Source organism: Microbacterium sp. K24, assembly GCF_004794465.1.
Classification (GTDB): domain Bacteria; phylum Actinomycetota; class Actinomycetes; order Actinomycetales; family Microbacteriaceae; genus Microbacterium.
This window is the reverse complement of record NZ_SSDJ01000111.1, coordinates 1-12,098: the sequence shown is the minus strand read 5'-3', so window position 1 is coordinate 12,098 and position 12,098 is coordinate 1. Positions and strand designations below refer to the sequence as shown.

The window sequence follows — 12,098 nt, the reverse complement described above, 5'->3', positions numbered from 1 at the left end:
TCATTATCCCGTGCCGACCGCCGATGCGACGGACGCTGCGGGCAGCGCGAGCGTCATGAACGTGCTGAGCGGGTCCGGGCGATAGCCGCCGAAGGGCCCGCACTCGACGAACCCCGCGCGCGCATAGAGCGCCCGGGCCGGGATGAAGAAGTCCATGCTCCCGGTCTCGAGCGAGACCCGACGGATGCCGCGGGCGGCAGCATCCGCCAGCAGGAAGTCGAGCATGGCCCGGCCCAGTCCCCGGCCGCGCATCCCCGGATCCGTCCGCATCGACTTGAGCTCCTCATGCCCGTCCTCCACCGCGGCCAGGGCTCCCGTGGCGACCGGGAGGCCGTCCGCGAACCCGGCGAACAGGCGCACACCCGGCACGAGAAGACGGTCGAGCGGCAGCGCATGACGGCTCTCGGCCGGTGCGGTGTCCTCCATGTCGGCGTGGTGCGCGTCGAGGAAGGCGGCGAGAGCCGGGGTCGCGTGCTCCACTCGTTCGATCACGATGCTCATCTCCTCAGCATCCCAAACACGTGTTTCCGTGGGATGACGCGGCGCACGTCAGCAGAGCAGGCACGCGGACATGGCAGACTTGTCGGGCGGTGTCCTCGAGGACGCCGCGGTCCGCCGTGGTGTAATGGCAGCACGACAGCCTTTGGAGCTGTGAGGTCTAGGTTCGAGTCCTGGCGGCGGAGCATGACAGGTAACCTCGCGATCATCATCCTCGCCGCAGGCCAGGGCACGCGCATGAAGTCGCGCCTTCCCAAGGTGCTCCACCCGATCGGCGGACGCCCGCTGGTCGGACACGTGCTGACCACGGCCACGCGGCTGGAGGCGCAGCACATTGAGGTCGTCGTGCGCCACGAGCGCGACCAGGTCGTCGCGGCGCTCACCGCGGACTACCCCGATGCCGTGTTCATCGACCAGGACGACGTCCCCGGCACGGGCCGTGCGGTGCAGGTCGCGGTGGAGGCCCTGCCCGCCGATTTCGACGGTGACGTGCTCGTGCTCTCGGGCGACTGCCCGCTCGCCGACGTCGACACCCTCTCGGCCTTCCTCGGCGAGCATCGGGCATCCGGTGCGCCGGCCACTCTGATGACCGCCGTCGTGGACGATCCCCGCGGCTACGGGCGCGTCATCCGCGACGCCGACGGCGGCGTCGACCGCATCGTCGAGCAGAAGGACGCGACCGATGACGAGGCCGCGGTCCGCGAGATCAACGCCGGGATGTACGTGTTCCGCGCCGCGACCCTGCGCACCTACCTGCCCCAGGTCGGCGTGGAGAACGCGCAGGGCGAGATGTACCTCACCGACGTGCCCGGCCTGCTGCGCCGCGACGGCGACCGTGTCGCGGCATCCATCGTCTCCGACGTCACGGTGACGTACGGCGTGAACGATCGCGCCCAGCTGGCCCTGGTCGGTCGCCTGCTGAACCAGCGCATCGTCCGTCGCTGGCAGCTCGAGGGCGTCACGGTGATCGACCCGGCCACCACCTGGATCGACGACGACGCGACGCTCGCGCCCGACGTCACGATCCTCCCGAACACCCAGATCCTGCGGGCGACCTCGATCGCCGCCGGCGCCACCATCGGCCCCGACACCACGCTCGTCGACTGCGAGGTCGGGGAGGACGCGACCGTCCGCCGCACCGATGCCACGCTCGCCGTGATCGGCGCCGAAGCCACGGTCGGACCCTTCTCGTTCCTGCGTCCCGGCACGGTGCTCGGCGCCAAGGGCAAGATCGGCGCCTACGTCGAGACCAAGAACGCCGAGATCGGCGAGGGCAGCAAGGTGCCGCACCTCTCCTACGTCGGCGACGCGACGATCGGCCGGGGCGTGAACCTCGGCGCGAGCACCATCACCGCGAACTACGACGACGTGAACAAGCACCGCACCGAGATCGGCGACGAGGTGCACACCGGATCGCACACCGTGCTCGTCGCGCCCGTTAGGCTGGGAGCAGGTGCGAAGACCGGTGCAGGCGCCGTCGTCCGCAAGGATGTCCCCGCCGGAGCGCTGGCCATGAGCGTCGCCCCTCAGCGCAACATCGAGGGGTGGGTCGAGAAGAACAGAGCAGGCACGGGAGCGGCGGATGCTGCATCCCGCGAGAATTCGGCGGAATAGGCGGACATGGCGCGTAAGAAGAAGATCGTCGATCTGGATCGCGACAACGGCATTGCGCCCGGCCTCGTCGCCAAGACGAAGAAGCGCCTGGTCATCGCGGGAGGGCGCTCGCACCCTGCGCTGACCGCGGCGGTCGCGGAGGCACTCGGCACCGAGATCGCGCCGACCGAGCACCGCACATTCGCGTCCGGCGAGATCTACGCCCGGTTCGAGGTGTCGATCCGCGGCTGCGATCTCTTCCTGTTCCAGACGTTCGGCGAGCCGGTGAACGAGTGGCTCATGGAGACGCTCATCATGATCGACGCCGCCAAGCGGGCGTCGGCCAAGCGCATCACCGTCGTCGCGCCCTACTATCCGTATTCACGTCAGGACAAGAAGGGCCGCGGTCGCGAGCCGATCAGCGCCCGTCTCGTCGCCGACCTGCTCAAGACCGCCGGTGCGGACCGCGTCATGAGCGTCGACCTGCACGCCGCGCAGATCCAGGGCTTCTTCGACGGTCCCGTCGACCACCTGTTCGCGAAGCCCGTGCTCCTCGAGCACTTCCAGCGCACCCTCAGCCCCGCGGACCGCGAGATCCTCACGGTCGTGTCGCCCGACATGGGCCGCGTCCGCGTCGCCGACACGTGGTCCGACAGCCTCGGCGCGCCCCTGGCCATCATCCACAAGCGCCGCGACCCGAAGGTCGCCAACCAGGTCTCCGTGCACGAGATCGTCGGAACCGTCGACGGCCGCACCTGCCTGCTGGTCGACGACATGATCGACACCGGCGGCACGATCGTGAAGGCGGCGCAGGCTCTGAAGGCGGCGGGCGCCCACCGGGTCATCGTCGCGGCCACGCACGCCATCTTCAGCGACCCGGCCAACGAGCGTCTGCAGGACGCGTCGATCGACGAGGTCGTCGTGACCGACACGATCCCGCTCACCGAGTCGCGCCGCTGGGACCGTCTGACCATCCTCCCCATCGCTCCGCTCCTGGCCCGTGCCGTGCACGAGGTCTTCGAGGACGGCTCGGTCACGAGCATGTTCGGCGGCGACGCGTAACCCATCGGATCGGCACAGCCCGCGCATAGCAGGGTTCCCTACGGTCGATTCAGCGGCATACAGTCGCCAGACACCGAGCCGGGAGGACCATCATGATCCGCACGACCGTACCGACCTCTGTCCACAAGGGAGCCGCCCTCGTCGGCGTCGCAGGACTCCTCGTCCTCGCCGGCTGCTCCACCACCCCCGACACCGCAGAGCCGACGAACGGCGCCGACACGAGCACCGACGGCGGCTCGAACTCCGAGTCCAGCGGCGGCGACTCCGCGGCCGCCTACACCGACGGCACGTATACCGCCGACGGGCAGTACCAGACGCCCGAGACCGTCGAGAAGATCTCCGTCACGCTGACCCTCGCCGACGGTGTCGTGACCGACGTCGAGGTCACCGGCGATCCGCAGGCCCCCGAGACCGAGAACTACCAGGGGCAGTTCATCGACGGCATCGCCGACGAGGTCGAAGGCAAGTCGATCGACGATCTGAATGTCAGCCGCGTCGCGGGATCGTCGCTCACCAGCGCCGGGTTCAACGACGCCGTCGAGTCGATCAAGGAGCAGGCGGCCGCCTAGGCGCCGGAGACCTCGTCATGGCGAGCTGGCGATTCGATGCGATCGGCACCCGCTGGGAGATCGAGTCGCAGGCAGACCTGAGCGAGGGCGACCGAGCCGCCGTCGCCGCCGAGATCGAGCGCTTCGATCACGAATGGTCGCGATTCCGTGCGGACTCGGATGTGACCCGGCTCGGTCGCGACGGCGGTACTCTCGCCTCACCCGACTCGGGAGCGATGCTCGACGCGTACCGCGATCTCTCCGCGGCGACCGACGGCGCCGTGAACCCGCTGGTGGCCGACAGCCTCACCGCGCTCGGCTACGACGCGGACTACTCGCTCGTCGCGGGGGAGCCGGTGCGTGCTCCTGCGGCCTGGGGTGAGCGTGTGTCATGGACGGACGGCGCCGTCACGGCATCCGCTCCGTCCCTCCTCGACGTCGGGGCGCTCGGCAAGGGGCGACTCGTCGACCTGATCATGGGTGTGCTCGCGGAGACTCCCGGCGACCTCGTGGTCGATGCCGGGGGAGACCTGCGGGTGCGCGGCAGTGCGGTCCGGGTCGGGCTGGAGCATCCGTACGATCCCACCAAGGCCATCGGCGTCGTGAGCGTGCAGGACGGCGCGCTGTGCGCCTCTGCGGTCAATCGGCGGGCGTGGGGAAGCGGCCTGCACCACGTACTCGACGCCCGCACCGGTGTCCCCGTGCGCACCTGGGCCGCCACCTGGGTGCTCGCACCGGAGGCGATGAGAGCGGATGCCGTCGCCACCGCGCTCTTCTTCGACGGCGGACCCGCGCTCGCCGAGAGCTGGGGCGTCGAATGGGTGCGGATGACGACCGACGGCCGCGTCCAGCGGTCGCCGGGGTGCACCGCGGAGCTGTTCATCGCCGAGAGCGGGCGTGGAGCGCGCCCCGCCGCACCGAACTAGGGAAGAGTGGAACACGTGATCACGTCTCTCGCCGCCGCACGACAGCGCGTCCTCGCTGTTCTCGGCTCGCTGTCGATGTACCGCCTCGTGCTGTTCGCGCTCGCCGCGCTCGCCGTCATCGCCTTCGTCCTGTCGCTGCTCGGCGTGATCGTCTCGCCGGCGCCGCTCGAGCTGGTGGCTTCTTTCGTCGTGCTCGCGGTCGTCATCTCCGTCGTCGACGCGGCGGCGCAGCGGCTCCTTCGTCTGCCCTGGCGCATCGAGTCGTCGCTCGTCACGGCGCTGATCCTGCTCTTCGTGCTGCGCCCCGGGCTGGATCTCTCGTCGCTGCTCGGTCTCGCGCTCGCGGGCGCGCTGGCTAGCCTGTCGAAGTACCTCATCGCGTGGCGCGGCCGCCACATCCTGAACCCGGCCGCGTTCGGTGCCGCGGTCGTCTCCATCCTCGGCGCCTTCGGCGCGTTCGAATGGCTCGGCACGTCGTCGTCCTGGTGGATCGGCACACCGTCGATGGCGATCCCGGTCGCCGTTCTCGGGCTCGCTGTCCTCTGGCGCACCGAGAAGGTGCGGGTCGTGCTGGTGTTCCTGGTCGTCGCGGTCGCCGTGTCGATCGTGCGGCAGCTCGTACAGGCGCAGGAGTTCGACATGTCGTTCGACCTGCTCACGGCGCTGCAGTTCGCCGTGCTGCAATCGCCGTTCCTGTTCCTCGGCGCGTTCATGGTCTCGGAGCCGCTGACGCTGCCGCCGCGCCGCCGTCAGCAGCTGGCCGTGGCCGCGCTCGTCGGGCTGCTCGCCGGCTGGCCGATCTCGGTTGCAGGGCTCTTCACACTCGGCCAGGAGCGCGCTCTGCTGATCGGGAACCTGCTCGCCTTCGCGTTCGCCCTGCGCGGGTCGGTGCGCCTCGTTCTCGAGCGGCGCGAGTTCGTCACGCCGACCGCCCAGGAGCTGACGTTCCGCGCCAAGGGCAAGGTGAAGTTCCTCCCCGGGCAGTATCTCGAGCTCGATGTGCCGCACCATCGGCCGGATGCCCGCGGCACGCGCCGCGAGTTCAGCATCGTGTCGGCGCCGGCCGACCTGCCGACGCTGCGCATCGCCTACAAGAACGGCGACCAGAAGCATCCGTCGAGCTACAAGCGCGCACTCGCCGAGGCTGCCCCCGGAACGACGCTCGCCGTGACCGGCACCTGGGGCGACTTCATCCTGCCGCGCGGCGAGACGCCCGTCCTCATGGTGGCCGCCGGCATCGGCGTCACGCCCTTCGTGTCGCAGCTGCGGCAGCTGCACGCCATGGGTCAGCAGCGCGATGTCGTGCTCGTGTACGTGGCGTCCGACGCGCGCGAACTCGCGTTCCGCGATGAGCTCGCCGCGACGGGAGTGCGCACCGTCGTCTTCACGAAGGATGAGCCGGCAGACCTGCCCGCGCACTGGACGTGGGCGAACGGTGCCCGGCTCGACGCCGAGACGCTCGAACGGGCCGTCGGCGACATCGCGTCGCGGCACGCCTTCATCTCCGGCCCTCCGCGTCTGATCGCCGATCTCGCTCCGGCGCTGCAGAAGGCGCGCAACCTCACCACCGACGCGTTCGCCGGGTACTGAGCGCGGTCGACCGCCCGCCGCGAGCCGCGCGCGGGACAGATGTCGGGAGAGTGCACGGATGCCAGGGCGAATCGGCGGTTCCTTCCGACCTCCGGGAAAACTCCCGACAGCTGTGCCCATCGACTTTCCCTGCACAACCGTGGAGCAGCTGTCATCCCGTCCACATCTCTCCCGTTCGAGCAGATGAGGAGCGCAGACGCTCCAAGATCGACGGATGGTCTCTGCCGCGCACGTCATCACCCATCACGGAGGGGTGGCGAGAGGATCGCTGCTCCAGCAGTACGGGTTCACACGGAAGCGGCTCGCGGCTGAGGTCCGAAAGGGTGTGATCGTCCGCATCCGCGCGGGTGTGTACGCCACGCTCGATGCGGATCGACATGTCGTCGTCGCGGCCGAGCACGGCGGCATGCTCACGTGCACGTACGCACTGAGATCGTACGGAATCTGGGTGCTGCAGCATCCGCCCGCCATCCACGTCTGGCTCGGCGGCAACGGCCGAGTACATCACCGCGAGTGCACGTGCGTGAGTCATTTCGTTGCGGGCCGCGCCGCCTTGGGAGTCGTCGCGCTCGAAGATGCTCTGGTGCACGTCCACCGCTGCGCTGGCGACGAACTGTTCTTCGCGGCGCTCGAGTCCGCGCTCGCGCAGCGCAAGATCAATCGAGCGGCGCGTGAGCGTATCCGCCGGCGGCTGCCGCACCATGCGCAGTGGCTGGTCGACCTCGCCCGGTCGGATGCCGCCGGCGGGCTCGAATCCCTGCTGCGGCTGCGTCTCCATCTGTGCGGCATCCATCTGGAATGCCAGGTCGAGATCCCCACGGTGGGAAGGGTGGACTTCGTGATCGGAGATCGCCTGATCCTGGAAGCCGACGGCAGGGAGAATCATCACGGCGAGAGCAACAGGCACAGGGACCGGGTGCGCGACGCGGCTGCCTCCGCTCTCGGCTACGAGACCCTGAGGTTCGACTATGCGCAGATCGTCCACGCGTGGCCGTCGGTCGAGGCGGCCGTCATCGCCGCGGTCGTGAGGCTCCGGGAAACAGACTGACTGGCTCAGCCGCGCGGCGTCCGGTACAGATGTCGGGGGATTGCACGGATGCCGGGTCAGATCGCCGGCATCTCCCGGCATCCGGGGAAACTCCCGACAGATGTACCCGGGGTGGACGCGCGGTTTCAGGCCTCGGGCGGGGCGGCCGTCGGATTCGCCGGAGTGATCGGGAGGCGCACCGTGAAGGTCGTGTCGCCCGGTTCACTCGTCGCGGTGATCGAGCCGCCGTGGCCGTCGACGATCGCCTTCACGATCGCGAGCCCGAGCCCGGTGCCTCCGGTCTGCCGTGCGCGAGAGGTGTCCCCACGTGCGAACCGGTCGAAGAGCTCGTCTCGGAGGGCCGGATCGATCCCGGGTCCGTCGTCATGAACGCGCAGGACGGCATGATCGCCGTCGCGGCCGACGCTGAGCGTGATCGTCGTGCCGGCGGGCGTGTGCGTGCGGGCGTTCGCGAGGAGGTTCGCGACGACCTGATGCATGCGGCCGGCGTCGCCCACGATGGTGACGGGCTCATCGGGGACGTCGATGGTCCAGTGGTGATCGGCGGCTGTCGGACGGGCGTCGGAGAGGCCCTCGAGGGCGAGCTGGGTGAGGTCGACCGTGCCGTAGACGAGCTCGCGGCCCTCGTCGAGACGTGCCAGCAGCAGCAGATCCTCGACGAGTCGGGTCATGCGCAGGGACTGCGCCTGGATGCGCTCCAGCGACGAGGTCGTGCTCTCGACGGCCTGATTCCCCTCCGTGCCTGCCGGATTCTGCCGCAGCGCGCGCAGCGACAGCTCGGAGTAGCCCCGGATCGACGCGAGAGGCGTGCGGAGCTCATGGCTGGCGTCGGCCACGAACCGGCGCATCTGCTCCTCGTTCTTCTGCCGGGCCGCGAGCGAGGTGTTGACGTGGTCGAGGAGCTTGTTCAACGAGGCACCCACGAGACCTGTCTCGGTGCGGGGATCCGCCTCGTGGGCCGGGACGCGCTCGGTGATGATCACCTCACCGCGATCCAGCTGCTGGTTGGCGACCCGCGTCGCGGTTCTCGCGACGGCGCGAAGAGGACGAAGGCTCACCCGGATGGTGATCGCCGTCGTCAGGGCGAGCAGGATCAGGCCGCCGATGGTTGCGAGGGCGATGACGGTGAGCAGCTGCGTGAGCTGGTTCTGGATGTCGTCGCGGGGGAGGCCCGTGACGACGATCAGGTTGTTACTCGTGGGCAGCGCCATGACGCGGTAGGAGCCGAGGTCGGTGAGCGTGACGGTCGCGACCGAGGCTTCCTTCAATGCCTCTGCGACCTCCGTCATCTGGGTGCTGGTGAGCGTGCTCAGGGAGCCGGCGAGCCCGTCATCCGATTCGTTGGAGACGGTGACCCCGCTGTACCCCGTGACAGGGCTCGAGACGGCGAACAGCATCCCCATCGGCGGTGAGGAAGTTCCCGTCAAGATGTTCTGCGCCGTGGCGGTCGACGGGGTGAAGGCCTGGGACACGCGCACCAGCTGGTGGGCGTAGTTGCTCAGCTTCTGGTCGAGCTGGTCCTCCATGGTCCGCCCCAGCGTCGCGCTGGTGATGATCGCGACGATGACGAGGATCAACGACACGAACCCGATCACGGCGGTCATCAGCCGTGTCTGCAGGCTCATGGGTCGCGCTGTCATCGCCGCTGGGGTCACTGGGGCGCCTTGATCATGTAGCCGACGCCGCGGACGGTGTGCAGCAGGGGCGTGCGTCCGGCATCGATCTTCTTGCGCAGGTACGAGATGTACAGCTCGACCACCGACGACTTTCCGCCGAAGTCGTAGCTCCACACGCGGTCGAGGATCTGGGCCTTCGAGAGAACACGCCGTTCGTTGCGCATGAGGTAGCGGAGCAGCTCGAACTCGGTGGCGGTGAGGTCGATCTCGACGCCGTCGCGCGCGACCTCGTGGCTGTCCTCGTTGAGTGTCAGGTCCGCGACGCGCAGGATCGACTGGCCGTCGTCTGCTGTGGCGTGTCCGGTGCGGCGGATGATCGCGCGCAGCCGGGCGATGACCTCCTCCAGGCTGAACGGCTTGGTCACGTAGTCGTCTCCGCCGGCGGTGAGTCCCGCGACGCGGTCGCCCACGGCATCCTTCGCGGTGAGGAACAGCACGGGCACGAGACTCCCGGATTCGCGGAGGCGCCGCAGCACGGCCATCCCGTCGAGGTCGGGCATCATGATGTCGAGCACGAGGGCGTCGGGCTCGAACTCACGTGCGACCTGCAGGGCCTCCATGCCCGACGACGCCGTGCGCACCTCCCATCCCTCCATGCGCAGCGCCATCGCGAGCAGGTCGGTGAGCATCTGCTCGTCGTCGACGGCGAGGATGCGCAGGGGAGAGCCGTCCGGACGGCGGAGGTCGGGCAGGTCACTTGTCATGACCCCATTCTGCGGAATCTCCTATGTGATTTCTATGGAGTTCGTTATGGTTCCGCTGTGAGATGTCCCACGGCGTGGCTACCATGTCGACATGGCTGACAGCACCGGCGCTCTTTCATCCTCGATCCGTCGTCCCTCCACCCCGGAAGAGGTCGCCGCCATCGTCGCCGAGGCGGCGAAGGAGGCCGTCCCGCTGACGGTCGTCTCCGGCGGGCACGGACCCTGGTCGCACGCGCTCTCCGACGGCATCCGCATCGACCTCGGAGCCCTGGCCTCCGTCGAGGTCGACGGCACCACCGTGCACGTCGACGGCACCACCGTGCACGTCGGCGGCGGCGCCGTGTGGGGCGATGTCGCGACAGTCCTGGCTGCGCACGGGCTCGCCATCAGCTCCGGCGACACGGCATCGGTCGGGGTCGGCGGACTCACCCTCGGCGGCGGGATCGGGTGGATGGTCCGCTCCTGGGGGCTCGCCGTCGATCAGCTCGTCGGCGCGCAGGTCGTCACGGCCTCCGGTGAGATCGTCGAGGCCTCGGTCGACGCGTACCCCGACCTCTTCTGGGCGCTGCGTGGTGGGGGAGGCAACTTCGGCGTGGTCACCCGGTTCGACTTCTCGGCGCACCCGCTCCCGGGCATCGCCTTCGCGGAGAACGTCATAGACGGCGACGCCGCCCCGGTGCTGCGCGCCGCGCGCGACCTGCTTCGCGATGCACCGCGTGACCTCACCGTGACGTTCATGGACGTTCCGGCGATGGATCCGAGTGCGCCGGCGGGTGCACGACTCAGCGCCGTCTGGGCGGCGCCGGAGCCGGACCGTCTGCGCGCAGTGCTGGAACCCGTCTCGGCGCTCGACGGCGTGCAGACGGAGGTGACGTCACCGGCCTACCGCGAGGTTCTGCTCGAGATGCCGGAGCCCGAGGGGGACGAGCAGGCCGCCCCTCCTGGATTCATCGGCGGCAACGGTCTGTACGCCGAACTCGACGACGAGCTGATCGACCGGCTCGTCGACTTCCGCCTCGCCCATCCGGCATCCGTCGTCTTCCTGCGCTCGCTCGGCGGTGCGTTCGGCGAGGTTCCTCAAGAGCACACGGCGTTCCCGGCGCGGTCTGCGACCTGGTTCGTGATGGCCGGAGGGTTCGACATCCCCGGGCTGATCGACGACGCCGCACGAGCATCGATCCGCTCGGACTGGGCGGCGATCGAGGCCGGTCGTCTCGCCGAATACGGCAACTTCGCCGACACTGAGCGTCCGGAGGCGGTTCCGGGCATGTTCACCGAAGCCGCGTTCGCGCGACTGCGCGAGGTCAAGGCGACGTGGGACCCGCAGAACGTGTTCCGCCGCAACCACAACATCCTCGTCTGACGGAGGCCGCGCTGCGGCGGATGCTCAGGCGAGGCGGTCGTCCGGGAGTGCCAGGAAGTCGATGCCCGCCTGAAGCGCCATCCGGTCGGCCCGCTCGCCTGCCGGACCGTCGAGGTGACCGTTCGCCCGCACGCTCAGCCTCCTCGGTCCGCTCAGCGCGTGATAGACCGCGAACTGTCCCCGCGGGTCGACCGCAGGATCGAGCACCGCAGCGCTCACGAGCACGGGAAGGCGGAGCCGCCGCGCCTCGAACGCCGCGTCGAAGTAGTCGAGCACCGCGCGATCATCGGGGTGCCGGCGCAGATGTCGGCGCACGGCCTCACCGCTTCCCGTGCACCGCCGCGTCAGACGCACGGCGTGATTCCCGAAGCTCGGCACGTCGAGGAAGGCGCGGCGGAAGCGGGCGTCCCAGGGGAGAGCCATCGCCCCGATGCCGCCTCCGAAGCTGCCGCCGCTGTAGTCTAGGGCCGCAGCTGCCGCGGGGGCCATGTCGAGCAGGACCGTCGCGGCACGCCAGATGTCGGCGGCGGCGAATCGGTGCGAGTAGGTGTCACGGTTCGCGATGCCGGCGAGGACATGTGCGGAGGCATCCGCCGGGAAGCGGCTTGCTGCGCCGGGAGACAGCCCGGGAGCACAGGGGAAGATCGCGGCGGTGTCGGCCGCCACGATGTCGACATCCGGAGCGTCGCGCCCGCCGTAGCCGTGCCCGACGACGAGGCCGCGTCGCACGCTCGCCTCCGCACGCGGCACCATCGCGTAGGCCACCGCCTGCTCGCCGGCGGAGGAGTCGAACGCGATCTCCGTGATCCGATGCGTCGCGGTCGATCCGAGGTCCTTCGTGAGCTGCCAGGCGACCTGCGCCGCACCGAACTCGTCGAAGGTGCCTCGCCAGAACTCTTCGAGATCCCCGGGCTCGGGCGGGAGCGCCGGCGGCGTCATCAGCGCGCTGAGCGGATACTCCGTCCACTCCTCGCCACGATGCTGGCTCACCGGCGGCTCCGCGACGACGCGCTCAGTGCGTGTCTTCCGCCTCGATCTCGGTGCGGTCGCCCGACCACTGCGTGTGGAACGTTCCCGGCTTGTCGATGCG

The 12,098-nt window shown here is 69.5% G+C and carries 12 protein-coding genes and 1 tRNA gene; 8 read left to right on the top strand and 5 right to left on the bottom strand.

Features of this window, described 5'->3' with window-relative positions; all coding sequences use genetic code 11:
* Window positions 1-3: 3 nt before the first annotated feature.
* Window positions 4-501: a GNAT family N-acetyltransferase gene (locus DW306_RS10755; protein WP_136055593.1), complete on the bottom strand. Its 498-nt coding sequence runs from the start codon at window positions 499-501 to the stop codon at window positions 4-6.
* Window positions 502-611: 110 nt separating this feature from the next.
* Between DW306_RS10755 and DW306_RS10750 the strand changes: the two genes are divergently transcribed.
* The 6 genes from DW306_RS10750 to DW306_RS10725 all read left to right on the top strand — a co-directional run bounded on the left by DW306_RS10750 (window position 612) and on the right by DW306_RS10725 (window position 6,217).
* Window positions 612-683, top strand: a tRNA-Gln gene (locus DW306_RS10750).
* A 1-nt stretch (window position 684) separates the two neighbouring features.
* Window positions 685-2,112 carry a bifunctional UDP-N-acetylglucosamine diphosphorylase/glucosamine-1-phosphate N-acetyltransferase GlmU gene (glmU, locus tag DW306_RS10745; RefSeq protein ID WP_136055592.1) on the top strand — a complete coding sequence of 476 codons (1,428 nt, stop codon included), beginning with the start codon at window positions 685-687 and terminating at the stop codon, window positions 2,110-2,112.
* A 6-nt stretch (window positions 2,113-2,118) separates the two neighbouring features.
* A complete protein-coding gene (locus DW306_RS10740) occupies window positions 2,119-3,153 on the top strand; it encodes a ribose-phosphate diphosphokinase (RefSeq protein WP_136055591.1) in 1,035 nt (344 codons plus the stop codon).
* Between the two features lie 92 nt (window positions 3,154-3,245).
* Complete coding sequence (locus DW306_RS10735) at window positions 3,246-3,722, top strand: FMN-binding protein (RefSeq protein WP_136055590.1); 477 nt, start codon at window positions 3,246-3,248, stop codon at window positions 3,720-3,722.
* A 17-nt stretch (window positions 3,723-3,739) separates the two neighbouring features.
* The gene (locus DW306_RS10730; RefSeq protein ID WP_136055589.1) at window positions 3,740-4,627 is read left to right on the top strand and encodes an FAD:protein FMN transferase; all 888 of its coding nucleotides are present in this window, start codon (window positions 3,740-3,742) and stop codon (window positions 4,625-4,627) included.
* Window positions 4,628-4,642: 15 nt separating this feature from the next.
* A complete protein-coding gene (locus tag DW306_RS10725; RefSeq protein WP_136055588.1) occupies window positions 4,643-6,217 on the top strand; it encodes an FAD-dependent oxidoreductase in 1,575 nt (524 codons plus the stop codon).
* Between the two features lie 151 nt (window positions 6,218-6,368).
* On the opposite strand, the gene DW306_RS21615 is transcribed toward DW306_RS10725, so the two are convergent.
* Window positions 6,369-6,617, bottom strand: coding sequence for a hypothetical protein (locus DW306_RS21615; protein ID WP_240747154.1), 249 nt, complete (start codon window positions 6,615-6,617; stop codon window positions 6,369-6,371).
* A 48-nt stretch (window positions 6,618-6,665) separates the two neighbouring features.
* On the opposite strand from DW306_RS21615, the gene DW306_RS10720 reads away from it, so the two are divergent.
* Window positions 6,666-7,265, top strand: a complete 600-nt coding sequence (locus tag DW306_RS10720) for a DUF559 domain-containing protein (RefSeq protein WP_240747153.1) — start codon at window positions 6,666-6,668, stop codon at window positions 7,263-7,265.
* Between the two features lie 125 nt (window positions 7,266-7,390).
* Here the strand turns inward: DW306_RS10720 and DW306_RS10715 are convergent, their stop codons facing one another.
* Complete coding sequence (locus tag DW306_RS10715; protein ID WP_136055586.1) at window positions 7,391-8,890, bottom strand: ATP-binding protein; 1,500 nt, start codon at window positions 8,888-8,890, stop codon at window positions 7,391-7,393.
* A gap of 26 nt (window positions 8,891-8,916) precedes the next feature.
* Window positions 8,917-9,645: a response regulator transcription factor gene (locus DW306_RS10710; protein ID WP_136055585.1), complete on the bottom strand. Its 729-nt coding sequence runs from the start codon at window positions 9,643-9,645 to the stop codon at window positions 8,917-8,919.
* Between the two features lie 91 nt (window positions 9,646-9,736).
* On the opposite strand from DW306_RS10710, the gene DW306_RS10705 reads away from it, so the two are divergent.
* Window positions 9,737-11,008 (top strand): FAD-binding protein, encoded by a 1,272-nt coding sequence (locus DW306_RS10705; RefSeq protein WP_136055584.1) that lies wholly within the window; start codon window positions 9,737-9,739, stop codon window positions 11,006-11,008.
* A 24-nt stretch (window positions 11,009-11,032) separates the two neighbouring features.
* On the opposite strand, the gene DW306_RS10700 is transcribed toward DW306_RS10705, so the two are convergent.
* Entirely contained in the window at window positions 11,033-11,998 is a 966-nt protein-coding gene (locus tag DW306_RS10700) for an acetylxylan esterase (protein WP_136055583.1), read from the bottom strand.
* Window positions 11,999-12,098: the final 100 nt, after the last annotated feature.

Excerpts from the sequence above, each read along its gene's own strand:
- DW306_RS10755 (WP_136055593.1), bottom strand. The coding sequence starts at position 501 with ATGAGCATCGTGATCGAACGAGTGGAGCACGCGACCCCGGCTCTCGCC.
- DW306_RS10735 (WP_136055590.1), top strand. The coding sequence starts at position 3,246 with ATGATCCGCACGACCGTACCGACCTCTGTCCACAAGGGAGCCGCCCTC.
- DW306_RS10715 (WP_136055586.1), bottom strand. The coding sequence starts at position 8,890 with ATGAGCCTGCAGACACGGCTGATGACCGCCGTGATCGGGTTCGTGTCG.
- DW306_RS10740 (WP_136055591.1), top strand. The coding sequence starts at position 2,119 with ATGGCGCGTAAGAAGAAGATCGTCGATCTGGATCGCGACAACGGCATT.
- glmU (WP_136055592.1), top strand. The coding sequence starts at position 685 with ATGACAGGTAACCTCGCGATCATCATCCTCGCCGCAGGCCAGGGCACG.
- DW306_RS10705 (WP_136055584.1), top strand. The coding sequence starts at position 9,737 with ATGGCTGACAGCACCGGCGCTCTTTCATCCTCGATCCGTCGTCCCTCC.
- DW306_RS10730 (WP_136055589.1), top strand. The coding sequence starts at position 3,740 with ATGGCGAGCTGGCGATTCGATGCGATCGGCACCCGCTGGGAGATCGAG.
- DW306_RS10710 (WP_136055585.1), bottom strand. The coding sequence starts at position 9,645 with ATGACAAGTGACCTGCCCGACCTCCGCCGTCCGGACGGCTCTCCCCTG.